Source organism: Enterobacter sp. MF024 (assembly GCF_005843915.1).
Lineage (GTDB): Bacteria > Pseudomonadota > Gammaproteobacteria > Enterobacterales > Enterobacteriaceae > Enterobacter > Enterobacter barmai.
Genome location: NZ_VCBB01000001.1, coordinates 392,544 through 413,864, shown reverse-complemented (window position 1 = coordinate 413,864; position 21,321 = coordinate 392,544). Strand labels below are relative to the sequence as shown.

Sequence of the window (21,321 nt, the reverse complement as noted above, 5' to 3'; positions counted from 1 at the left end):
AATACTTTTTAACAATAGCTGGCACCCGGCATCATTCCAGGAATTATCCGCATCGCCCGCAGGGTGATATCGTCGCTTGTATAGCTATGGTTGATTGAGTTTCGAGTATCATTCTGATTGTGTTTGAGCAAAGATAGGATTTATGGCTATTGATGCCATATAATTTAGCCATAACGGATGCTCAAAGAGCGTTTTTGGTGAACAGGAGATTCAAATGATTTTACGTGTACTGGCCGTTTCGTTAGTTGGATTTACTCTGGCTGGCTGTGTGAACGACAGTTCCCTTTCCGGGGATGTGTACAGTGCCTCTGAGGCGAAACAGGTTCAGAATGTCACTTATGGCACCATCGTGAACACGCGCCCGGTACAGATTCAGGGCGGTGACGAGAACAACGTGATCGGCGCACTGGGTGGTGCGGTACTGGGTGGTTTCCTCGGTAACACCGTCGGTGGCGGCACAGGCCGTTCTCTGGCAACCGCTGCGGGTGCCGTAGCCGGTGGTGTTGCAGGTCAGGGCGTCCAGGGTGCGATGAACAAATCCCAGGGCGTTGAGCTGGAGATCCGCAAGGACGACGGCAGCACCATTATGGTGGTCCAGAAGCAGGGCAACACCCGATTCGCGGCAGGCCAACGCGTAGTCCTGGCCAGCAACGGCAGCCAGGTTACCGTATCTCCGCGTTAATAACGTTACGGACGTGGTCTCCTGACCACGTCCGTTCTCTTTTAGTAGCACTCACGTGAATATATTCACTTAATACATTCACCGCACTTATATTTAATACTTCCATCTCTTGTTCCTGCGCAAAGTATTACACCTGCGCATATGAGACTATTCGCAAATCCTTCGATATTTTTAATTTTAAAGTTATATATGCTTGCGATAAATCATTATATTAAGAACAAGTATGTTCAGTTCTTTGTGGGCTGTTTTATTGTCATCGGGATCTTACATTCTCTGTTTAATGAACTGGTGGAAAAGATCCCCTCGTTTTCACCGCTTTTGTTTCCCATGCTCACCATCTTTTTACTGGTATTCCACCTTTTCATTGCCAGTTTTATGGCGATGAAATACTGGTGTGACAGGATGCGGTTATATCTGATGGCCTTTTCATTCGCCTTCGCCGGTTCGGCTCTGCTGATGGTGGGCACTCTTTCCAGTTACCCGGCCTGGCTGGATCTGTATCAGTTTGACGTCGTTAACTACAACGACGCCATGATCTACTTTACGTTCCGCCATCTGCTGATGGCCGTGCTGTTTATCGTCTCGGCCGTGCTTTTCGCTCTCCGCAACCGTTCGCTGTCACGCACTTTCCATGTGGCAGTCATTTCCGGGATGTTTATTTACACGGCTCTGATATTGATCCTGGCCTGGCTCTATTCCAGCAACTCGCCTTTATTAACATTAGACCTGGTTGACAATGAAACCCGGCAATATATGTTGCTGTGGAAAAAGCCAACGAACATCACGCTTATTGCGCTCTGGGTTATTTCATTAGCAACCCTGATGAGTATTACGCGGGTGCGTAACCTGTTCTGGATTGGCGGTAACTTCTTATGTATCTGTTATATCGCCACGCTTGCGATGCTGTTTTTAGGTGGGCACGCGGAAGATCTCTCCTGGTATCGCGCCCGGTTATTTGAAGCCGTCGCCACGCTGCTGATTATTTTCGTTCTGCTGTATGACGTCTTTAATCTTTATCGCGAGTCGCATCTGAAGTATCAGCAGTCTTATCAGAACTCCATTCGCGATCCGCTGACGCGGCTTTATAATCGCAGCTATTTTTATGACACCCTCAATCACGCCCTGCGCACGGTAAAACCGACGGAGCCGGTCTCGGTTATCGTCAGCGATCTCGATCGTTTTAAGCGCATCAACGACTGCTACGGGCATCTGCAGGGAGATAAGGTGTTGCAGTTTGTCGCTCAGCTGCTGATGGATTCGGTTCGGCCGCAGGACGTTGCGGCACGCATCGGCGGAGAGGAGTTTGTCCTGCTGTTAACCCATACGCCTCCCGAGGCGGCACGCCAGGTGGCAGAGCGGATCCGCTTAAAACTGAGCAGCTTTGATAAAGCCAGTACCGACGGGCAGCTTCCCGAGCCCATCACCATCAGTATGGGGGTGTTTACCGCCACGTCGAAAATCAGTGCTGAAGAGTGCGTCGGGTACGCAGACAAGGCGATGTACGAGGCGAAAGAGACCGGGCGTAACCGGGTGGTGGTATTTGGGTAAAGAAAAAGCCTTGCATCAGCAAGGCTTTTTTAAAGGTCAGTCGCGGGACTGTAGCTCATTGATATTGTGCTCGAGCCGGGCAACCAGCGCGATCAGCAGTTCCAGTTCAGCAGGTGAGATCCCACTGAGGATTTCACCGCGCGTTTTGCTGATAACCGCCTCCATCTCTGTGATGATGGGGGTCGCTTTTTCAGTGAGTTTAATCCGCTTGGCACGACGATCGCTGGCACAGGTCTGGCGTGAAATCAGCCCCTTCTCTTCCAGTTGATCGAGCGTACGTACCAGTGAAGGCTGCTCGATGCCTATCGCTTTTGCCAGTTGGATCTGTGACTGGTCGGGCGGCAGCTGATGAATGTTATGCAGCGTGACCCAATGCGTCTGTGTCAATTCCAGAGGTTTCAGGCGATGGTCAATCAGAGCACGCCAGATGCGTACTAACCTGGCCAGATCAGAACCTAATGGCGATTCCAATTTCATCTCCTTATAATTAGCTTGCTAAGTTATTATACTGATTTTAGAATAGTGTGCAGCATTTATATTGCCAAAACAAATGCAATACTGCATTCAACCTTGACGACAGTCTGTTTTACACTTTGTTATGACGCCCCAGCGCGTTATGCGGCCGCGCTTTTTGGCCACTACCCCATTTGCAAAGGAACCGGCACGTGAATTTCACGCTTAACGCCACGGGGTTACCGCTTCAGGATCTGATAGTGGGTGCCTCGGTTTATTTTCCTCCCCTGTTTAAAGCGGTGATGCTGGGTTTTGTTCTCTGGCTTGTCACCCACCGCTTACTGCGCGACTGGATCTATTCCGGTGAAATCTGGCATCCCATGCTGATGGATCTTTCACTGTTTGTCCTGGCAGTATGCCTGGGACTGGTTCTGTTGATTGTGTGGTGACTAACATTATGAAAACAATTAAATATTTTTCATCATTACTGGTTCTGGCCCTGGCGCTGATTGCCGGCTGGTGGCTCTGGAACTATTACATGCAGTCACCCTGGACCCGGGACGGAAAAGTGCGCGCCGAACAGGTCAGCGTAACGCCCCAGGTCTCCGGCACCATTACCACTCTTAAGATTAAAGATAATCAGTTTGTGCATGCGGGTGAGGTGCTGTTTCAGATTGATGAGACGCCTTACCATATTGCGGTGCTGAACGCCGAAGCCCAGCTGGCAAAAGCCCAGTCCGACCTGGCAAAAGCCAATAACGAAGCCAACCGTCGCCGCCATCTGTCGCAAAAGTATATCTCCGCAGAAGATCTGGATACCGCCAACATTAACGTCAAGGCGATGCAGGCCAGCGTGGCGGTAGCCGAAGCAACCCTCAAACAGGCCCAGTGGCAGCTGACCCAGACGGTGGTTAAAGCCCCGGTAGACGGCTGGGTGACCAATCTCTCCACCCGCGTGGGCGATTATGCCACCACCGGCCAGCCGGTGTTTGCCCTGGTCGATAGCCACTCCTTTTACGTGGTGGGCTATTTCGAAGAGACCAAGCTCCGGCATATCCGTGAGGGTGCGCCAGCGCAGATTGTCCTCTACAGCGGTTCGCAAAGGTTACAGGGTCACGTATCCAGTATCGGTCGCGCCATCTACGATCAGAGCGTGGAGACCGACTCTGGCCTGGTGCCGGACGTTAAGCCTAATATCCCGTGGGTGCGGCTGGCGCAGCGCATCCCGGTGCGCATCGCTTTTGACCAGCTGCCAGCGGACCTGACCCTGGTCTCCGGCACCACCTGCACCGTTTCCATCGGCACCGCGCCGTGAACTGGCACAACCTGCCGTGGCTTAAAGCGTCCCCGGCGCAGTGGCGCTATGCCCTGCGCAACGGGATTGCGATGTGCCTGGCCCTGACCGTCGCCTACTGTCTCAACCTGGATGAACCCTACTGGGCGATGACCTCGGCGGCGGTGGTCAGCTTCCCGACCGTGGGCGGCGTAATCAGTAAAAGTCTCGGCCGCGTGGCGGGCAGCCTGCTTGGCGCAACGGCGGCGCTGATTATTGCCGGGCATACGCTCAACGATCCCTGGCTGTTTCTGTTCAGCATGGCTGCCTGGCTCGCCGTCTGTACCTGGGCCTGCGCCCATTTCACCAACAACGTCGCCTACGCCTTCCAGCTTGCCGGTTATACCGCGGCGATCATCGCCTTCCCGGTCATCGATATCCTCGACACCACCCAGCTGTGGGATATCGCCCAGGCCCGGGTGTGCGAAGTTATTATCGGTATTCTCAGCGGCGGGGTGATGATGATGATCCTCCCCAGCACCTCCGACGGCACCGCCCTGATTACCGCCCTGAAAACCATGCACAGCAGGCTTCTGGAGCACGCCAGCCTGCTGTGGCAGCCCGAGAGCAACGATGCCATTCGCCTTGCCCATGAGAAGGTGATCGCCCAGATCCTGACCATGAACCTGCTGCGCATTCAGGCCTTCTGGAGCCACTACCGTTTTCGCCGCCAGAACGCCCTGCTCAACTATCTTCTTCACCAGCAGTTGCGGATGACCAGCGCCATCTCAAGCCTGCGCCGCATGCTGTTGAACTGGCCCAACCCGCCCGCCCACACCCGTGAGGTCATCGACCAGCTGCTCGCCGCCCTTGCCCGGCCAGAGTCCGACTTCTATACCGTGGCGCGGATTATCGCCCCGCTCAGGCCGGAAAATAGCGACGATTATCGCCATCGCGCCTTCTGGCAGCGGTTGATTTACTTTAGCCGCCTCTATTTGCGCAGCAGCCGCTGGATTAAAGCTGTGGAAACGGCTACCCCGATTACCGAGTTTGCGGTGCCCCGCAGTCCGGCGCTGGCGCGCCATACCGATAATCTTGAAGCGCTGTGGAGCGGCTTTCGCACCTTCTGCGCCCTGAGTCTGGTGGGGGCCTGGACCATTGCCGCCCAGTGGGATGCCGGGGGAGCGGCCCTGACCCTGGCGGCGATCAGCAGCGTGCTCTATTCGGTGGCGGCCTCGCCTTTTAACTCGCTCACCCTGCTGCTGCGTACCCTGGTTCTGCTGTCGCTGTTCAGCTTTGTGGTTAAGTTTGGCCTGATGGTGCAGATCTCGGATCTGTGGTTGTTCCTGCTGTTTCTGTTCCCGCTCCTGACCACCATGCAGCTGCTGAAGCAGCAGATGCCCGCCATGGCCGGTCTGTGGGGTCAGCTGATTGTGTTTATGGGGTCATTTATTTCGGTGACCAACCCGCCGGTGTATGACTTTGCCGATTTCCTCAATGACGACCTGGCAAAAATTCTGGGCGTGGGGCTGACGTGGCTGGCCTTCGCGGTGCTGCGCCCGGGATCGGACGCGCGGAAAAGCCGTCGTCACATCCGGGAGCTGCGGCGGGGATTTGTCGATCAGCTCAGCCGCAGGCCGCGGCTTAGCGAGAATGGATACGAATCGCTGGTCTATCACCATGTGAACCAGCTCAATACCAGCCAGGACGCGCTCGCGCGACGCTGGCTGCTGCGCTGGGGCGTGGTATTGCTCAACTGCAGCCACGTGGTCTGGCAGCTTCGCGACTGGGAGACCCGCTCAGATCCGCTCTCCCGGGTGCGTGACGTCGCGGTATCGCTGCTGCGTGACATCATGAGCGAGCGCGGCGTCCAGCAGCGCCCCCTTGCCACCACCCTGGACGAGCTTCAGCGCATCTGTGATGCCCTGGCCCATCATCCGCAACCGGCCGGGCAGGAGCTGGCAGCCCTGATCTGGCGACTGCACTGCTCGCTATCCCAGCTGGAACAGGCGCCCGCGCCGGGCACCCTGAGCGATCAGATCACCCCGCAGGCGTAACGCGCCCCGCCACCGCCAAGCGGTTTTGGCTGATCCGACATATTATCACCGCCGACGTGGATCATCAGCGCCTTGCCCTTCACCTCATCCAGCTTTTTGAGGCGCGGGGCGACGACCGGGTCGGTGGCTTTACCGTCGTTATTCACCACCAGCGCGGGGAGATCGCCTAAGTGGCCCATGCCCTCCGGCCCTTCATGTTTACCGGTGTTCTGAGGATCGAGGTGGCCGCCTGCGGCCTCAGCGGCGGAGGGTTTGCCGTCTTTCATAGCGGGTTCGCAGGAACCTTTGGCGTGGACGTGATAACCGTGTTCGCCCGGCGGGAGGGCTTTGAGATCCGGGGAAAACTCCAGCCCTTTATCGGTTTCGGTGATTTTCACCGTCCCGATGGACTGGCCGATCCCCTGAGAGGTGACGAGGTTCATCTTGACTTCTTCGCTGGCGGCCTGCGCACCTGCGCACACCACCAGCGTTAACACTGCCAGAGTAAATCGCTTCATATGACCTCCTTGGTTATTTTTTGCCCCTTAAGTTTATACCAGGGGCAAGGTTTTAACCGGAAAGTCAGATAAATAGAGAATTACGGCACGTCGTAACCCAGCGCGGCTTTACGGATGCGGAACCACTGCTGACGGGTCATGTTCAGCTGCTCTGCCGCCAGCGCCGAACGCACGCGCTCAATTTTGCCAGAACCGATGATCGGCAGCGGCTGGGATGGCAGGCGTAAAATCCACGCGTACACCACCTGCTCGATGGTTTCGGCGTTCAGCTCCTGAGCCACCTGCGCCAGCTCATCGCGCAGCGGCTGGAAGGATTCATCGTTGAACAGACGTCCACCGCCGAGGCAGGACCAGGCCATCGGGCGGATGCGCAGCTGCTGCAGCTGATCGAGGGTGCCGTCCAGCAGCAGCGGCTGATAAACCGGCGAAATCTCAACCTGGTTGGTCGCGAGCGTAAACGGCAGACGCGACTGCAGCAGCGCGAACTGCGCCGGCGTGAAGTTAGAAACGCCAAAGTGGCGCACCTTGCCGCTCTGATGCAGGGCGAGGAAGGCTTCGGCAACCTCATCGGCATCCATCAGCGGGTCGGGACGGTGGATCAACAGCAGGTCAAGGTAATCGGTCGCCAGATGGGTGAGAGACTGCTCGGCGCTGCGAACAATGTGGTCGCGGTCGGTAATATAGTGGCCGAGGGCATGCTCTGCCTTCGCGGTGGTGGCGATCCCGCACTTGGTGACGATCTCCATCCGCTGGCGCAGCGCCGGGGAGAGCTTCATCGCCTCGCCGAAGGCCGCTTCACACTGGTAGCCGCCATAAATATCGGCGTGATCGACGGTAGTGATCCCCAGATCCAGATGCTCTTCAATAAAGCTCGCCAGCTGTTGGGCGGACATGTTCCAGTCCATCAGACGCCAGTAGCCCATCACAAAACGGGAAAACTCCGGGCCCTGCGGGGCAAGGGTAATACGCTGAACCATAGTTATTTCCTTTAAAAAAATCTGCGGAGAGTATACGCGTTTACGGGGCTAAAACAGTGAGGGCTGCTGCGGTTCTTCGGGTTCGGGGGGCTTGTTTGCGCGCAATTTGCGCAAAAGACGCTGGCGGCACAGGCGAAGGATCTCCTGTTTCTGGGCGTCGCTCATGGACTGCCAGTTAAAGCGCTCTTCCCGGCTGCGCATACAGCCGCGACAAAATCCGCGCTCGTCCGACTGGCAAATCCCCCGGCACGGGCTCTGGACAGGAAAGAACTCCAGTTGTTCAGCCACACGTACCTCCCCGGACCCAAGATTTAGTAAAGTGAAGACCTTAAGCCGGGGTTACGCAAGAGGTCAACCACAGAATTGTGGCATTAAGGTTTCACTAATCTTCGCTCTTTATACTCGCCTCATCAAAATAATCCCTGGTTTTAATGATGATGCTGACCCTTAAAAAGTTACAGTGTAACGACACGAAATTTACGCTGGGCTGCGCACTGCTGTTTACCCTGTTAAACGCCCTCTTTATTCACCGCAGCTGGCAGGTGATCTCCCCGGCCCGGCTGCATGATTTTCTTTTCGCCCTTACCGTGCCGCTGGTGTTGTTCTGCGGCTGGGTTATCGTTTTCAGCATTCTGAACATCCCGTTGATCCGCAAACCGCTGCTGGTGGTGCTCACCCTCGGCTGCGCGGCGGCGACCTGGTTTATGTTTACCTACGGGGCGGTGATTGACCAGAATATGATTGTCAACGTCTTCGAGACCAACTCCCAGGAAGCGACGGCGCTGATCACGCCTCAGCTGCTGCTGTGGCTGGCCGTCGCCGGTCTGGTGCCTGCCGTCGTGCTGGCGATGATCCGCATCCGTCCGGGTAAGTGGTGGCAGACGCTGTTGATGCGCGTGGCGGCTATCCTCGCAAGCCTGGTGGTGATTATTCTGGTGGCGGCGGTCTTCTATAAAGACTACGCCTCGCTGTTTCGCAATAACAAAGGCATCGTCAAAATGGTGACGCCAGCCAACTACGTCAGCGCCATCGCCAAGTACAGCAAGGCGCGCTGGTTCGCAGGCGACCAGACCTTAATCCGTCTCGGTGAAGACGCGCGTAAAGGCCCGGTGCTGATGGCGCAGCAGAAAAAGACCGTGCTGGTGCTGGTGGTCGGTGAAGCCTCCAGGGCGGAAAACTACTCCCTTAACGGCTATGGTCGCGATACTAATCCTGAACTTGAAAAGCAGAACGTGATTTACTTCCCGCAGGCCTCCTCCTGCGGTACCGAAACCGCCGTCTCCGTGCCCTGCATGTTCTCGGGTATGCCGCGCAAAAAATACGATGCCGACCTTGCCCATCATCAGGAAGGGCTGCTGGATGTGCTGGGCCACGCCGGGGTCAACCTGCTGTGGCGGGATAACGACGGCGGGTGTAAAGGTGCCTGCAACCGCATCCCGCACACCGACATGACGCAGTGGAAGCTGGATCAGTTCTGTAAGGACAAATCCTGCATTGACGACGTTAACCTCTATCGGCTGAACGACACCCTTGATGGCCTGAAGCAGGATACGGTGCTGGTGATCCACCTGATGGGCAGCCACGGTCCGGCCTACTACGAGCGCTATCCGGAGCAGTACCGCAAATTCACCCCAACCTGCGACACAAACCAGATCCAGGACTGCGATCATCAGGCGCTAATAAACACCTATGACAACACCATTCTGTACACCGACAGCGTGCTGAGTAAAACCATCGACGCCCTGAAAGCGCGTCAGGCGACGATGAATACGGCGCTGGTCTATCTCTCGGATCACGGCGAATCGCTGGGGGAAAACGGACTCTATCTGCACGGCACGCCGTACATGCTGGCCCCGGAACAGCAGACGCACATTCCGTTTATGTTCTGGCTGTCGCAGGATTATAAAAAGAACTTTGGCGTGGACGAGCAGTGCCTGCGCGACCAGGCGGCGAAAGAGGCGGTGTCGCAGGACAACCTCTTCTCCACGGTGCTGGGGATGATGAATATCCAGACCTCGGTTTATCAGCCGCAAATGGATCTGCTTACCCACTGTCGTCGAACATAAGGCTTGCATTAGACCGATTGGTCTACTACATTGACGGCATGAACAAGCATACTGAACACGATACACGCGAACATCTCCTTGCGACCGGCGAGCGTCTTTGCATGCACCGCGGGTTTACCGGGATGGGTCTGAGCGAGCTGCTGAAAACCGCCGATGTGCCGAAGGGGTCGTTTTATCACTACTTCCGCTCCAAAGAGGCGTTTGGCGTGGCCCTGCTGGAGCGCCACTATGCGGGCTACCATCAGCGTCTGGCCAGCCATTTCGCCAGCGGCAAGGGCAACTGTCGCGATCGTGTTCTGGCTTATTATCAGGAGACGCTGACCCAGTTCTGCGCGCAGGGCATTATCAGCGGCTGTCTGACGGTAAAACTTTCTGCCGAAGTGTGCGATCTCTCTGAAGATATGCGCACGGCGATGGATAAAGGGGCCACGGGTGTCATCACCCTGCTGGCGCAGGCGCTGGCGAAGGGACGGGAAGAAAAATCCCTGACCTTCATCGGTGAACCGGTCACCCAGGCGCAGGTGCTTTATTCCCTGTGGCTGGGTGCCAACCTGCAGGCCAAAATGTCCCGCAGCGCGCTGCCGCTGGAGAGCGCGCTGGATCATGTTAAGAACATCATTGCTACGCCTGGCAATTAACAGGCGTTTTTATTTATCGAATCACTAGACGACCGGTCTACTCAGGAGTCACTATGTCAGCCGAAAAATTATTTACCCCGCTCAAAGTGGGCGCGATCGAAGCACCCAACCGTGTCTTTATGGCCCCCCTCACCCGTCTGCGCAGCATTGAGCCGGGCGATATCCCGACCCCGCTGATGGGTGAATACTATCGCCAGCGCGTCAGCGCGGGCCTGATCATCTCCGAAGCCACGCAGATCTCTGCCCAGGCCAAAGGCTATGCTGGCGCACCTGGCCTGCACAGCCCGGAGCAGATCGCCGCCTGGAAGAAAATTACCGACGGCGTGCATGCCGAAGATGGCCGCATCGCGGTGCAGCTGTGGCACACCGGCCGCATCTCCCACAGCAGCCTTCAGCCTGGCGGTCAGGCGCCGGTGTCTGCCTCTGCCCTGAACGCCGGTACCCGCACCTCTCTGCGTGACGAAAACGGCAATGCGACCCGTGCGGATACCACCACCCCGCGCGCACTGGAGCTGGACGAAATCCCGGGGATCGTTAACGATTTCCGCCAGGCGGTAGCCAATGCCCGCGAAGCCGGTTTCGACCTGGTTGAGCTGCACTCTGCCCACGGCTATCTGCTGCACCAGTTCCTGTCGCCGTCTTCTAACCAGCGTAACGACCAGTACGGCGGCAGCGTTGAGAACCGCGCCCGTCTGGTGCTGGAAGTGGTTGATGCCGTCTCGAAAGAGTGGAGCGCAGATCGCATCGGGATCCGCGTCTCGCCGATTGGCTCTTTCCAGAACGTGGACAACGGCCCGAACGAAGAAGCCGACGCCCTGTACCTGATCGAAGAGCTGGCCAAACGCGGCATCGCCTATCTGCACATGTCCGAACCGGACTGGGCCGGCGGCGAACCTTACTCGGATGCGTTCCGCCAGAAAGTACGTGACCGCTTCCCGGGCGTGATCATTGGTGCGGGCGCGTACACGCCAGAGAAAGCCGAAGAACTGATCAACAAAGGGCTGATTGATGCCGTGGCCTTTGGTCGCGCCTACATCGCCAACCCGGATCTGGTGGCCCGCCTGAAGCACAAAGCCGAGCTGAACCCGCAGCGTCCGGAGAGCTTCTACGGTGGCGGCGCAGAAGGTTATACCGATTATCCCTCTTTATAATCCCTTCATTGATAGCGGCGGCGATTCGCCGCTATACTAAAACATCGTTTCTGTTCAAGATGATAAAAAGCTAAGAGGATAATATGCGCCTACTTCACACCATGCTGCGCGTTGGCGATCTGCAACGTTCCATCGAGTTTTACACCAACGTGCTGGGCATGTCCCTGCTGCGCACCAGCGAAAACCCGGAGTACAAATACTCCCTCGCCTTCGTGGGTTACGGCGAAGAGAGCGAAGAAGCGGTTATCGAACTCACCTACAACTGGGGTGTGGATAGCTACGAGCTGGGTACCGCCTACGGTCACATTGCGCTGGAAGTGGATAACGCCGCAGAAGCCTGCGAGCGCATTCGCAGCAACGGCGGCAACGTCACCCGTGAAGCGGGTCCGGTTAAGGGCGGCACCACGGTGATTGCCTTCGTTGAAGATCCGGACGGTTACAAAATCGAACTGATTGAAGCCAAAGACGCCGGTCGCGGTCTGGGCAACTGATTGTAACGGGCGCGCAATGCGCCCGTTGTTTTACTGCATCTCATTGCGAAATTTGCCATAATGCGCACTGCTTTTTTCCCCTTGTAAGAGATCCAGATGTCCGATAACGCTCAACTTACCGGTCTGTGCGACCGTTTTCGTGGTTTTTATCCTGTTGTGATAGATGTCGAAACCGCTGGATTTAATGCCAAAACCGATGCGCTGCTGGAAATTGCCGCCATCACGTTGAAAATGGATGAACAGGGCAATTTGCTGCAGGACTCCACGCTGCACTTTCACGTCGAACCTTTCGAAGGGGCGAACCTGCAGCCTGAGGCGCTGGCGTTTAATGGCATCGATCCCCATAACCCGCTGCGTGGGGCAGTGAGTGAATATGACGCGCTGCATGCCATCTTCAAAATGGTGCGCAAGGGAATGAAAGACCAGAACTGTAACCGCGCGATCATGGTGGCGCACAATGCTACCTTCGATCACAGTTTTATGATGGCTGCCGCCGAGCGCGCGTCGCTCAAGCGCAACCCGTTCCATCCGTTTGTGACCTTCGATACCGCCGCCTTAAGCGGACTGGCGCTGGGGCAGACCGTCCTCTCTAAAGCCTGTATTACCGCCGGTATCGATTTTGACGGTACCCAGGCGCATTCGGCGCTTTATGACACCGAGCGGACGGCGGAGCTGTTTTGTGAAATCGTTAACCGCTGGAAACGCCTCGGCGGCTGGCCGCTGCCGGACGCCGAGAACAACGCATAAAAAAAGCGACCTCAGGGTCGCTTTTTTATTTACCGGGACGCGGAATTATTCGGCGCCTGGCTCTTCTGATTTGTATTTCGCAGCCGTCTCTTTGATCAGCTGTTGCAGTTCGCCGCGCTGATACATCTCAATCAGGATGTCGCAACCGCCTACCAGTTCACCGTCAACCCACAGCTGCGGGAAGGTCGGCCAGTTAGCGTATTTTGGCAGCTCAGCGCGGATATCCGGGTTCTGCAGAATATCAACGTAAGCAAAACGTTCGCCACAGGCAGACAGCGCCTGGACCGCCTGAGCGGAGAAACCACAGCTTGGCAGTTTCGGAGAACCTTTCATGTACAGCAGGATCGGGTTTTCAGCGATTTGTTGCTGAATTTTTTCAATAGTAGTGCTCATGTTTTGCTTCCTTTTACTTCTGTTACGGCAATAGTCTGACATTGTAGCGTTTCAGGCCGACTACGGAAAATAACATTTTTGTCACCTTTATGATTTTACCGCGCGTCCTTTAAAGATGCATTCACAACATACCTTATCGCGAGATTAGCTGCGGTTTTGCACAGCTAATGTACAGAATGCCCCTGTGAAATTCTGATATTTTTGCACTTGCTAACGAAACACAGTTTTAGATGCAAAAAGTTTATTAACGTCGGGCCTTTTTATAGATTAGAATCGACGAGTTTTGTAAATCATACGCAGGGTTATTTATATCCTGCGATTACCAGGGGAATGCCCAGTGGCGCGAATAAATAATTTCTCGATCACGCTCTGTGCTTTGCTGTTTTCATCTCTCACCTTCACGCCGGTGGCAAACGCCTCAGAGCAGGCGCGGCCTTCTGCCGCCCATAAAACGCATCTGGCGAAAGCCACCGAACCTAATAAAAAAAGCAGCACCAGTAAAACCAGCAAAAAAGAGAGCACGAAAAAAAGCACTACCAGCAAAAAGAGCAGCAGCAAAAAAAGTAGCCTGGCTAAAACACAGCCAGCCACCTCCAGCAAGAAAAGCAAAAATTCCTCCCGCAGCGCGACCCGTACCACTCAAACCGCCTCCCGCGCTGTGACAGAAAAATGCACCACCCGTAAAGGACGCAAAGCGCAGTGCGTCAAAACCAGCAAAACCACGACCCTTGCTGAAGCGCATAAAGTCCGGGTGCAAAAGGCGCAAAAAACGGCGTTAAATAAACTAATGGGCCAGATTGGTAAACCCTATCGCTGGGGCGGTTCCTCGCCGCGTACCGGTTTCGACTGCAGCGGCCTGGTTTATTACGCCTATAAAGACCTGGTTAAATTCCGTATTCCGCGCACCGCGAACGAAATGTACCACCTGCGTGACGCCTCTCCGGTCGATCGCGGCGAGCTCGAAAGCGGCGATCTGGTGTTCTTCCGCACCCGTGGGCGCGGCACCGCCGACCACGTGGGCGTTTACGTGGGCAACGGCAAATTTATCCAGTCCCCGCGTACCGGCCAGGACATTCAGATCACCTCCCTGAGCGAAGACTACTGGCAGCGCCATTACGTCGGCGCGCGCCGCGTGATGAAAGCCAACACCCTGCGTTAATCTCCCCTACCCCGCTGGCACGCCAGCGGGGTAAGTTCTTCTTTTGCATACCCTTTCAATTTGCTACTCTACCCTTACATTCAATATGGTTATTGAATGGATCACTATAATAAGGAGAGAAGCAATGTCGTTTGAATTACCTGCATTACCGTATGCAAAAGACGCCCTGGCCCCGCATATTTCTGCGGAGACCCTGGAATACCACTACGGCAAACACCACCAGACCTACGTTACCAACCTGAACAACCTTATCGCCGGTACCGCCTTTGAAGGGAAAACCCTGGAAGAGATCGTGCGCAGCTCCGAGGGCGGCGTATTCAACAACGCCGCACAGGTATGGAACCACACCTTCTACTGGCACTGCCTGGCACCACAGGCCGGTGGCGAACCGACCGGTGAACTGGCAGATGCCATCACCGCTACCTTCGGCAGCTTTGCAGAGTTTAAGGCGAAGTTTACCGACGCGGCGGTGAAGAACTTTGGCGCAGGCTGGACCTGGCTGGTAAAAGAGGCGGACGGCAAACTGGCCATCGTTTCTACTTCCAACGCGGGCACGCCGTTGACCAGCAACGCCACCCCGCTGTTAACGGTGGATGTTTGGGAGCACGCGTACTACATCGATTACCGCAATGCGCGCCCGAACTATCTTGAGCACTTCTGGGCGCTGGTAAACTGGGCGTTTGTTGCGAAGAACTTCGCGGCGTAACAAAAAAAGCAGAAGGCCCGGCCTTCTGCTTTTCTGTTTTATTCGGTAGCACACACCGGATCAGGTTGTTTTCTGTCAGCAGTCAGCACCAGCAGAAGCCCCAGCGCCGCAATGATGGCCCCCATCACCGGAACGAAGCTGTAACCCAGTCCGCCCGAGATCACCGCCCCACCGGCCGCCGCCCCCAGCGCATTCCCGAGGTTAAACGCCCCGATATTCACGGAAGAGGATAACCCCGGCGCATCGCTCGCTACGCGCATCACGCGCATCTGCAGCGGCGGTACTACCGCAAAGGTCGCCATTCCCCACACTACCATCGCAAATGCCGCGCCCACTTCGTTACGCGCCAGCCATGGGATCGCCAGCATGATGACGATCAGCAGCAGTAAAAACCCCTTCAGGGTGCCGCTCACGGAGCGGTCCGCCAGCTTGCCGCCGAGGAAGTTGCCAAGCGAGAAACCGACGCCAATCAGCACCAGCATCGCGGTGACAAAGGCAGGCGTGGCGTTGTTAATGTCATGCAGGACCGGTGCAATGTAGGTGTAGAGCGTAAACATCGCCCCGGCACCGAGCACGGTAGTCAGCAAGGCCGAGAGCACCTGCGGGCGCATCAGCACCGCCAGCTCTTTGCGCACTTCCGGCTTTTCGCCCGCCCCGCCCGCTGGCAGAGAGAAGAACAGTGCGATCATCGAGACCACGCCGAGCAGCGCGGTTGCGAGGAATGACATGCGCCAGCCGATCGCTTCGCCCATCCAGGTCGCGGCAGGGACGCCGCCGATGTTGGCGATGGTCAGCCCCATAAACATGGTTGCCACAGCGCTGGCCTGTTTGTGCTTCGGCACCACGCTTGCGGCCACCACCGACCCGAGGCCAAAGAAGGCGCCGTGGTTGAGGCTGGTCAGAATGCGCGACAGCAGCAGGGTGGTGTAATCCGGGGAGAGCGCCGAGAGAACGTTACCGACGGTAAAGATCGCCATCAGGAAGATCAGCGCGTTACGGCGACCGCGGTGCGACAGCAGCAGGGTCATCAGCGGCGCCCCCACCATCACGCCGATGGCGTAGGCGCTGATCAGCATGCCTGCCGCGGGAATAGAAACATCCACACCCCGGGCAATCACCGGTAACAGCCCCATCGGGGAAAACTCGGTGGTGCCGATACCAAACGCACCAATGGCCAGGGCCAGCAGCGGAAAATTGATTCTCATACTTCAACTCCAGACACCGTGTCGTCAGGCGACACAGAACAATGAAGGCGAAAGCATGACATCAATCACAAAAAATGAGAAGTTAACAATTTGGCAAAAGATTTTTGCAGGGAGCGTAACAATAAAGGAAGGGAGACGAGGGAGCGGTGACTCCCTCGCGAGGATCAGTGCAGCGCAGCAGTCAGACCGCTTGCTACGATCAGACCCAGAACAATAATGGTGGTAACCAGCGAAAACTTAAGATCGGTACTCATCAATTTTTCTCCTTTTAATCACCCCATGAAGAGTGAGCTTGCTCATTTTTGCACAGTTCAGGGTAAAAATCTTGCGGGAATTAGGTTGATATCCATTTTTACTCTTCCCCTTTTGGTCAAGATCAGACAAAATTCCACGCTAAATTTATTAGCGTACCGGCCATTGACCCCCTCCTGACGTCCTGTGTCGTTTTCCCGGCGTACCGCAATTCAAATTGCGCAATTAGGGCGAGTGAAGGCAAACGTTTACCTATTGGTTTTTCAGGAGCTTAGATATGGTCTGGAGTGACATCTGATGGCAACAATTAAAGACGTAGCGAAACGCGCAAACGTTTCCACTACAACCGTATCACATGTTATTAACAAAACCCGCTTTGTGGCGGAAGAGACGCGTAACAACGTCTGGGCAGCGATCAAAGAGCTGCACTACTCTCCCAGCGCCGTGGCCCGCAGTCTGAAGGTGAATCACACCAAATCGATCGGCCTGCTGGCGACCAGCAGCGAAGCTCCCTACTTCGCAGAAATTATTGAAGCGGTAGAGAAAAACTGCTTCCAGAAAGGCTATACCCTGATCCTCGGCAACGCCTGGAACAGCCTCGAGAAGCAGCGGGCCTATCTGTCGATGATGGCGCAAAAGCGCGTCGACGGCCTGCTGGTGATGTGCTCCGAATACCCGGAGCCCCTGCTGACGATGCTGGAAGAGTATCGCAATATTCCGATGGTGGTGATGGACTGGGGCGAAGCGAAAGCCGACTTCACCGACTCGGTGATCGATAACGCCTTTGAAGGCGGCTACATGGCCGGACGTTATCTGATTGAACGCGGTCACCGCGACATCGGCGTTATTCCGGGGGCGCTGGAGCGCAATACCGGTGCCGGGCGTCTGGCCGGTTTTATGAAAGCGATGGAAGAAGCGTTAATCACGGTGCCGGAAAACTGGATCGTGCAGGGCGACTTTGAGCCGGAGTCCGGCTATCGCGCCATGCAGCAGATCCTCTCCCAGAGCCCGCGTCCGACCGCTATTTTCTGCGGCGGCGACATTATGGCGATGGGTGCCCTTTGCGCCGCCGATGAAATGGGTCTGCGCGTGCCGCAGGACGTTTCGCTGATCGGGTATGATAACGTGCGCAACGCCCGGTTCTTCACCCCGGCGCTGACCACTATCCACCAGCCAAAAGATTCGCTGGGAGAGACGGCCTTCAACATGCTGCTCGACCGTATCGTCAACAAGCGCGAAGAGTCGCAGTCCATTGAAGTGCATCCGCGTTTGATCGAACGCCGCTCCGTCGCCGATGGCCCGTTCCGCGACTACCGCCGTTGATCCCCTCAGGGAGCCAGCACCTCTGGCTCCCGCAGCCACTCCCTGTTCATCGTTTCACTGTCCCCCAGATAATCCAGCAGCCACGCCAGCGCCGGTGACATATCGTTTTGCTGCCAGGTGAGGCAGCAGGCCGCATCCGGGAACGGGTTCTCCAGCGTCAGTTCTACCCATTTGCCGCTGTCGATCCACGGGCGGGCAAAATGCACCGGCACCATCCCCACGCACAGTCCGGCCGAGAGGCAGGTTGCCGCCGACTCCCAGTCCGGGGTGACGATCCGCCGCTGGTTGTCCAGCAGCCAGGTGATGCGTTTTGGCAGCGAGCGGGAGGTGTCTTCCCGCACCAGCGACGGCCAGTTGCGCAGGGTATCATCGCTGAGCGGGCCGGGGAGCGCGGCCAGCGGATGATGGCTCGCCACCACGCAGATCCAGCTCAGCATGCCCATATCGCGAAACGCGTAGCGTCCCCCCACCGGGATCGCCTGGGTCGCGCCGATGGCCATCTCCACCCTGCCGTCCGCCAGCGCATCCCACACGCCGTTAAAGACCTCCTGGGAGACCCGCAGCTCGACGTCGGAGAAGTGACGGTAAAAATCGACAATCATCTGGCGGGTGCGCTCGGGGCGAACGATGTTGTCCACCGCAATGGAGATGTGCCCGCGCCAGCCGTTGGCGATCTGCTGGCACTGTTCGCGGGTGATCTGCATTTTTTTGATAACAGAGCGCCCTTCTTTAAGAAACCACATGCCGGCCGGGGTGAGCTCCACGTCGCGATGGCGCCGTTCAAACAGCGGCACCGCCAGCCACTCCTCAAGCTGACGCACCGTATAGCTGATCGCCGAGGGAACGCGGTGCAGCTCCTGGGCCGCGCCGCTGAAACTGCCGTTACGCGCCACGGCGTCCACCACTTCGAGGGAATATTCAGACCACATTTTCTGCCTGCAAAAAATTTGAATGCAACCGCCAAATATTAGCGTTTCACAAGCGGGATTGCACTGCCTACACTCAGCGGCTACCTAAACCTGCACCTATAAGGACAATAAAACAATGCAACCCAGGAAAGGATTTTTAGTCTGGCTCGGCGGCCTGAGCGTACTGGGCTTCCTCGCCACCGATATGTATCTGCCTGCCTTCTCGATCATGCAGGAGGATCTGCAAACCCCGGCGGCTGCCATCAGCGCCAGCCTGAGCCTCTTCCTTGCGGGCTTTGCTTTCGCGCAGCTGCTGTGGGGACCGATGTCCGACCGCTTCGGGCGTAAGCCGGTTCTGCTGGCCGGTTTAGCCATCTTCGCGCTGGGCTGTCTGGGCATGCTGTGGGTACGCGTTGCCACCTGGCTGCTGGTGCTGCGCTTTATCCAGGCGGTAGGCGTCTGCGCGGCGGCGGTCACCTGGCAGGCGCTGGTGACGGACTACTACCCGGCGACGCGGACCAACCGGATTTTTGCCACCATCATGCCGCTGGTGGGGCTGTCACCGGCCCTGGCACCGCTGCTCGGCAGCTGGATCCTCGCCCATTTCAGCTGGCAGGCCATTTTTGCCGTGCTGTTTGCCATCACCCTGGTGCTGATGATCCCGGCCTTTTTCCTGAAGCCGGTCGCGGCAAAAGCGGATCGGTCTGAGTCCCGCGTCACCTTCTTCACCCTGCTCCGCTCGCGTGTTTATCGCGGTAACGTGCTGATCTACGCCGCCTGTTCCGCCAGCTTCTTCGCCTGGCTGACCGGCTCGCCGTTTATCCTCAGCGAGATGGGCTACAGCCCGGCAGCGATCGGCCTGAGCTACGTGCCGCAGACTATCGCCTTCCTGATTGGTGGCTACGGCTGTCGCGCTGCGCTGCAAAAATGGCAGGGTCACCAGATGCTGCCGTGGCTGCTGGGCCTGTTTGCGCTCAGCGTGATCGGCACCTGGGCGGTCGGATTTATTCCGGGCGTGAGCCTGGCGGAACTGCTGATACCCTTCTGCCTGATGGCGGTGGCGAACGGCGCGATCTACCCTATCGTCGTCGCGCAGGCACTGCGTCCCTTCCCTCAGGCCACCGGCAGCGCGGCGGCGCTGCAGAACACCCTGCAGCTGGGCCTCTGCTTCCTTGCCAGCCTGCTGGTCTCATGGCTGATTGCCACCCCGCTGCTGACCACCACCAGCGTGATGGTCGCCACCGTGATACTGGCCGCGCTGGGCTACCGGATGCAGTACCTCCCTGCCCGCCAGCAGCATGACGAGATGCAGGCGGAGTCCTCTCGCGCCTGATGGCGTAACTGATTAGGGTGCTAACGATTTTCTGTTGAAGCACCCATTTATCAGGCCTATACTTATTAGCGCATTCTGATAAATACGAAAATTATTAAGTATTAACGGGAGCCGGAGTGCTCCCGTTTTAGCATGGATGGCCTTTCGGCAAGGGTTATCTCCCTTCCTCTGTTCTACGTCGGATATTAGCCTCGCGGGTCACACCGTGAGATTTCTCACAAACCATAAAGAGCGGCTACGCTGTTTAAGGGTTCTGATCACATCATGTGGTGGAGAAGCTATGAGTTCATCGTGTCTGGAAGAAGTCAGCGTTCGCAAAGATAACTGGTACCGGATAATCAATGAAATGCTGAGCCGTGCAGGGATCACCATCAACGGCCCGGCATCCTTCGATTTGCAGGTCAAACACCCCGATTTTTTTAAACGCGTCCTGCAGGAAGGGTCGCTTGGCCTTGGCGAAAGCTATATGGACGGCTGGTGGGAGTGCGAGCGCCTCGATATTTTTTTCAATAACGTCCTGCGGGCGGGCCTGGAGCAGCAGTTGCCCAGCCACCTGAAGGATACCCTGCGTATTGCCGCTGCCCGCCTGTTCAATCTGCAAAGTAAAAAGCGCGCCTGGATTGTCGGCAAAGAGCATTACGATCTCGGCAACGATCTGTTCAGCCGCATGCTCGACCCGGCCATGCAGTACTCCTGCGGTTACTGGAAACAGGCGGCCAGCCTTGAGCAGGCGCAGCAGGACAAACTGCGCCTCATCTGCGAAAAACTGCAGCTGGAACCCGGCATGAGGGTGCTGGATATCGGCTGCGGCTGGGGTGGTCTGGCGGAGTTTATGGCGCAGCACTATGGCGTCAGCGTGGTGGGCGTCACCATTTCAGCGGAACAGCAGCGCATGGCGCAGGCGCGCTGCGCCGGTCTGGATGTCGCTATTCTGTTGCAGGATTACCGGGATCTCAACGACCAGTTCGATCGCATTGTCTCGGTGGGGATGTTCGAACACGTGGGGCCGAAAAACTACCCGACCTACTTTAAGGTGGTGGATCGCAACCTGAAGCCCGACGGCCTGTTCCTGCTGCACACCATCGGCTCCCGAAAAACCGACCATCGCGTCGATCCCTGGATAGATAAGTACATCTTTCCGAATGGCTGTTTACCGTCAGTACGCCAGATTGCGAATGCCAGCGAACCTCATTTTGTGATGGAGGACTGGCATAACTTTGGCGCTGACTACGATACGACGCTGATGGCCTGGCATGAGCGCTTTATTGCCAGCTGGCCGGAGATCGCCGACAACTATTCTGAACGGTTTAAACGGATGTTCAGCTATTATCTGAACGCCTGCGCCGGGGCGTTTCGCGCCCGTGATATTCAGCTGTGGCAGGTGGTATTCAGCCGCGGCGTGGAGCACGGCCTGCGGGTAGCCCGCTAAATAAAATACCCCGGCATGCCGGGGTATTTTTTA

23 protein-coding genes are annotated in these 21,321 nt (G+C 56.7%); 15 read left to right on the top strand and 8 right to left on the bottom strand.

The window, feature by feature from the left end:
- Positions 1 to 214: 214 nt before the first annotated feature.
- Positions 215 to 682: an outer membrane lipoprotein SlyB gene (gene slyB, locus FFB58_RS02175; RefSeq protein WP_039029152.1), complete on the top strand. Its 468-nt coding sequence runs from the start codon at positions 215 to 217 to the stop codon at positions 680 to 682.
- Positions 683 to 871: 189 nt separating this feature from the next.
- The gene (locus tag FFB58_RS02170) at positions 872 to 2,230 is read left to right on the top strand and encodes a GGDEF domain-containing protein (RefSeq protein WP_138368836.1); all 1,359 of its coding nucleotides are present in this window, start codon (positions 872 to 874) and stop codon (positions 2,228 to 2,230) included.
- 36 nt (positions 2,231 to 2,266) lie between these two features.
- Here the strand turns inward: FFB58_RS02170 and slyA are convergent, their stop codons facing one another.
- On the bottom strand, positions 2,267 to 2,707 hold the full coding sequence (gene slyA / locus FFB58_RS02165) for a transcriptional regulator SlyA (protein ID WP_138368835.1): 441 nt from the start codon (positions 2,705 to 2,707) through the stop codon (positions 2,267 to 2,269).
- Between the two features lie 188 nt (positions 2,708 to 2,895).
- Here slyA and FFB58_RS02160 point away from each other — a divergent pair, with 188 nt between their 5' ends.
- Genes FFB58_RS02160 through FFB58_RS02150 form a run of 3 tightly spaced genes read left to right on the top strand, consistent with a single transcriptional unit; the run spans position 2,896 to position 6,013 of the window.
- Positions 2,896 to 3,132 carry a DUF1656 domain-containing protein gene (locus FFB58_RS02160; RefSeq protein ID WP_039029149.1) on the top strand — a complete coding sequence of 79 codons (237 nt, stop codon included), beginning with the start codon at positions 2,896 to 2,898 and terminating at the stop codon, positions 3,130 to 3,132.
- An 8-nt stretch (positions 3,133 to 3,140) separates the two neighbouring features.
- Complete coding sequence (locus FFB58_RS02155; RefSeq protein WP_039029148.1) at positions 3,141 to 3,998, top strand: HlyD family secretion protein; 858 nt, start codon at positions 3,141 to 3,143, stop codon at positions 3,996 to 3,998.
- Positions 3,995 to 6,013, top strand: coding sequence for an FUSC family protein (locus FFB58_RS02150; protein WP_138368834.1), 2,019 nt, complete (start codon positions 3,995 to 3,997; stop codon positions 6,011 to 6,013). Before FFB58_RS02155 ends, FFB58_RS02150 begins: the two co-directional genes overlap by 4 nt.
- Here FFB58_RS02150 and sodC read toward each other — a convergent pair.
- From sodC to FFB58_RS02135, 3 genes are all read right to left on the bottom strand, one after another.
- Complete coding sequence (sodC, locus tag FFB58_RS02145; RefSeq protein WP_039029146.1) at positions 5,992 to 6,510, bottom strand: superoxide dismutase [Cu-Zn] SodC; 519 nt, start codon at positions 6,508 to 6,510, stop codon at positions 5,992 to 5,994. The two genes, FFB58_RS02150 and sodC, sit on opposite strands and share 22 nt — an antisense overlap.
- An 80-nt stretch (positions 6,511 to 6,590) precedes the next feature.
- Positions 6,591 to 7,487 carry an aldo/keto reductase family oxidoreductase gene (locus tag FFB58_RS02140; protein WP_039029145.1) on the bottom strand — a complete coding sequence of 299 codons (897 nt, stop codon included), beginning with the start codon at positions 7,485 to 7,487 and terminating at the stop codon, positions 6,591 to 6,593.
- A 48-nt stretch (positions 7,488 to 7,535) separates the two neighbouring features.
- Positions 7,536 to 7,775 (bottom strand): DUF1289 domain-containing protein, encoded by a 240-nt coding sequence (locus FFB58_RS02135; RefSeq protein ID WP_138368833.1) that lies wholly within the window; start codon positions 7,773 to 7,775, stop codon positions 7,536 to 7,538.
- A gap of 149 nt (positions 7,776 to 7,924) precedes the next feature.
- Here FFB58_RS02135 and eptA point away from each other — a divergent pair, with 149 nt between their 5' ends.
- The 5 genes from eptA to rnt all read left to right on the top strand — a co-directional run bounded on the left by eptA (position 7,925) and on the right by rnt (position 12,580).
- On the top strand, positions 7,925 to 9,553 hold the full coding sequence (gene eptA, locus FFB58_RS02130) for a phosphoethanolamine transferase EptA (RefSeq protein ID WP_138369235.1): 1,629 nt from the start codon (positions 7,925 to 7,927) through the stop codon (positions 9,551 to 9,553).
- A gap of 38 nt (positions 9,554 to 9,591) precedes the next feature.
- The gene (locus FFB58_RS02125; protein ID WP_138368832.1) at positions 9,592 to 10,191 is read left to right on the top strand and encodes a TetR/AcrR family transcriptional regulator; all 600 of its coding nucleotides are present in this window, start codon (positions 9,592 to 9,594) and stop codon (positions 10,189 to 10,191) included.
- Positions 10,192 to 10,244: 53 nt separating this feature from the next.
- Positions 10,245 to 11,342, top strand: a complete 1,098-nt coding sequence (locus tag FFB58_RS02120) for an alkene reductase (protein WP_138368831.1) — start codon at positions 10,245 to 10,247, stop codon at positions 11,340 to 11,342.
- A gap of 83 nt (positions 11,343 to 11,425) precedes the next feature.
- A complete protein-coding gene (gene gloA, locus FFB58_RS02115) occupies positions 11,426 to 11,833 on the top strand; it encodes a lactoylglutathione lyase (protein WP_138368830.1) in 408 nt (135 codons plus the stop codon).
- A gap of 96 nt (positions 11,834 to 11,929) precedes the next feature.
- Positions 11,930 to 12,580, top strand: a complete 651-nt coding sequence (gene rnt, locus FFB58_RS02110) for a ribonuclease T (protein ID WP_138368829.1) — start codon at positions 11,930 to 11,932, stop codon at positions 12,578 to 12,580.
- A 45-nt stretch (positions 12,581 to 12,625) separates the two neighbouring features.
- Here rnt and grxD read toward each other — a convergent pair whose 3' ends face one another.
- Entirely contained in the window at positions 12,626 to 12,973 is a 348-nt protein-coding gene (grxD, locus tag FFB58_RS02105; protein ID WP_032617810.1) for a monothiol glutaredoxin 4, read from the bottom strand.
- Between the two features lie 337 nt (positions 12,974 to 13,310).
- Between grxD and FFB58_RS02100 the strand changes: the two genes are divergently transcribed.
- Positions 13,311 to 14,132, top strand: coding sequence for a C40 family peptidase (locus FFB58_RS02100; RefSeq protein ID WP_138368828.1), 822 nt, complete (start codon positions 13,311 to 13,313; stop codon positions 14,130 to 14,132).
- A gap of 124 nt (positions 14,133 to 14,256) precedes the next feature.
- Positions 14,257 to 14,838 carry a superoxide dismutase [Fe] gene (gene sodB / locus FFB58_RS02095; protein WP_039029139.1) on the top strand — a complete coding sequence of 194 codons (582 nt, stop codon included), beginning with the start codon at positions 14,257 to 14,259 and terminating at the stop codon, positions 14,836 to 14,838.
- 38 nt (positions 14,839 to 14,876) lie between these two features.
- Here sodB and FFB58_RS02090 read toward each other — a convergent pair whose 3' ends face one another.
- Together FFB58_RS02090 and cydH are read right to left on the bottom strand one after the other, a co-directional pair.
- Positions 14,877 to 16,043 (bottom strand): MFS transporter, encoded by a 1,167-nt coding sequence (locus FFB58_RS02090; RefSeq protein ID WP_138368827.1) that lies wholly within the window; start codon positions 16,041 to 16,043, stop codon positions 14,877 to 14,879.
- Positions 16,044 to 16,207: 164 nt separating this feature from the next.
- Complete coding sequence (gene cydH, locus FFB58_RS02085; RefSeq protein WP_072036634.1) at positions 16,208 to 16,297, bottom strand: cytochrome bd-I accessory subunit CydH; 90 nt, start codon at positions 16,295 to 16,297, stop codon at positions 16,208 to 16,210.
- A 295-nt stretch (positions 16,298 to 16,592) separates the two neighbouring features.
- Between cydH and purR the strand changes: the two genes are divergently transcribed.
- A complete protein-coding gene (purR, locus tag FFB58_RS02080) occupies positions 16,593 to 17,618 on the top strand; it encodes an HTH-type transcriptional repressor PurR (protein ID WP_039029137.1) in 1,026 nt (341 codons plus the stop codon).
- Positions 17,619 to 17,623: 5 nt separating this feature from the next.
- On the opposite strand, the gene punR is transcribed toward purR, so the two are convergent.
- A complete protein-coding gene (gene punR / locus FFB58_RS02075) occupies positions 17,624 to 18,547 on the bottom strand; it encodes a DNA-binding transcriptional activator PunR (protein WP_039029136.1) in 924 nt (307 codons plus the stop codon).
- Positions 18,548 to 18,662: 115 nt separating this feature from the next.
- Between punR and punC the strand changes: the two genes are divergently transcribed.
- Positions 18,663 to 19,859: a purine nucleoside transporter PunC gene (punC, locus tag FFB58_RS02070; protein ID WP_138368826.1), complete on the top strand. Its 1,197-nt coding sequence runs from the start codon at positions 18,663 to 18,665 to the stop codon at positions 19,857 to 19,859.
- A gap of 280 nt (positions 19,860 to 20,139) precedes the next feature.
- Positions 20,140 to 21,288, top strand: coding sequence for a cyclopropane fatty acyl phospholipid synthase (gene cfa / locus FFB58_RS02065; protein WP_138368825.1), 1,149 nt, complete (start codon positions 20,140 to 20,142; stop codon positions 21,286 to 21,288).
- Positions 21,289 to 21,321: the final 33 nt, after the last annotated feature.

Excerpts from the sequence above, each read along its gene's own strand:
- slyB (WP_039029152.1), top strand. The coding sequence starts at position 215 with ATGATTTTACGTGTACTGGCCGTTTCGTTAGTTGGATTTACTCTGGCT.
- FFB58_RS02170 (WP_138368836.1), top strand. The coding sequence starts at position 872 with ATGCTTGCGATAAATCATTATATTAAGAACAAGTATGTTCAGTTCTTT.
- slyA (WP_138368835.1), bottom strand. The coding sequence starts at position 2,707 with ATGAAATTGGAATCGCCATTAGGTTCTGATCTGGCCAGGTTAGTACGC.
- FFB58_RS02155 (WP_039029148.1), top strand. The coding sequence starts at position 3,141 with ATGAAAACAATTAAATATTTTTCATCATTACTGGTTCTGGCCCTGGCG.
- sodC (WP_039029146.1), bottom strand. The coding sequence starts at position 6,510 with ATGAAGCGATTTACTCTGGCAGTGTTAACGCTGGTGGTGTGCGCAGGT.
- FFB58_RS02140 (WP_039029145.1), bottom strand. The coding sequence starts at position 7,487 with ATGGTTCAGCGTATTACCCTTGCCCCGCAGGGCCCGGAGTTTTCCCGT.
- eptA (WP_138369235.1), top strand. The coding sequence starts at position 7,925 with ATGCTGACCCTTAAAAAGTTACAGTGTAACGACACGAAATTTACGCTG.
- FFB58_RS02125 (WP_138368832.1), top strand. The coding sequence starts at position 9,592 with ATGAACAAGCATACTGAACACGATACACGCGAACATCTCCTTGCGACC.
- FFB58_RS02120 (WP_138368831.1), top strand. The coding sequence starts at position 10,245 with ATGTCAGCCGAAAAATTATTTACCCCGCTCAAAGTGGGCGCGATCGAA.
- gloA (WP_138368830.1), top strand. The coding sequence starts at position 11,426 with ATGCGCCTACTTCACACCATGCTGCGCGTTGGCGATCTGCAACGTTCC.
- rnt (WP_138368829.1), top strand. The coding sequence starts at position 11,930 with ATGTCCGATAACGCTCAACTTACCGGTCTGTGCGACCGTTTTCGTGGT.
- grxD (WP_032617810.1), bottom strand. The coding sequence starts at position 12,973 with ATGAGCACTACTATTGAAAAAATTCAGCAACAAATCGCTGAAAACCCG.
- sodB (WP_039029139.1), top strand. The coding sequence starts at position 14,257 with ATGTCGTTTGAATTACCTGCATTACCGTATGCAAAAGACGCCCTGGCC.
- FFB58_RS02090 (WP_138368827.1), bottom strand. The coding sequence starts at position 16,043 with ATGAGAATCAATTTTCCGCTGCTGGCCCTGGCCATTGGTGCGTTTGGT.
- cydH (WP_072036634.1), bottom strand. The coding sequence starts at position 16,297 with ATGAGTACCGATCTTAAGTTTTCGCTGGTTACCACCATTATTGTTCTG.
- purR (WP_039029137.1), top strand. The coding sequence starts at position 16,593 with ATGGCAACAATTAAAGACGTAGCGAAACGCGCAAACGTTTCCACTACA.
- punR (WP_039029136.1), bottom strand. The coding sequence starts at position 18,547 with ATGTGGTCTGAATATTCCCTCGAAGTGGTGGACGCCGTGGCGCGTAAC.
- punC (WP_138368826.1), top strand. The coding sequence starts at position 18,663 with ATGCAACCCAGGAAAGGATTTTTAGTCTGGCTCGGCGGCCTGAGCGTA.
- cfa (WP_138368825.1), top strand. The coding sequence starts at position 20,140 with ATGAGTTCATCGTGTCTGGAAGAAGTCAGCGTTCGCAAAGATAACTGG.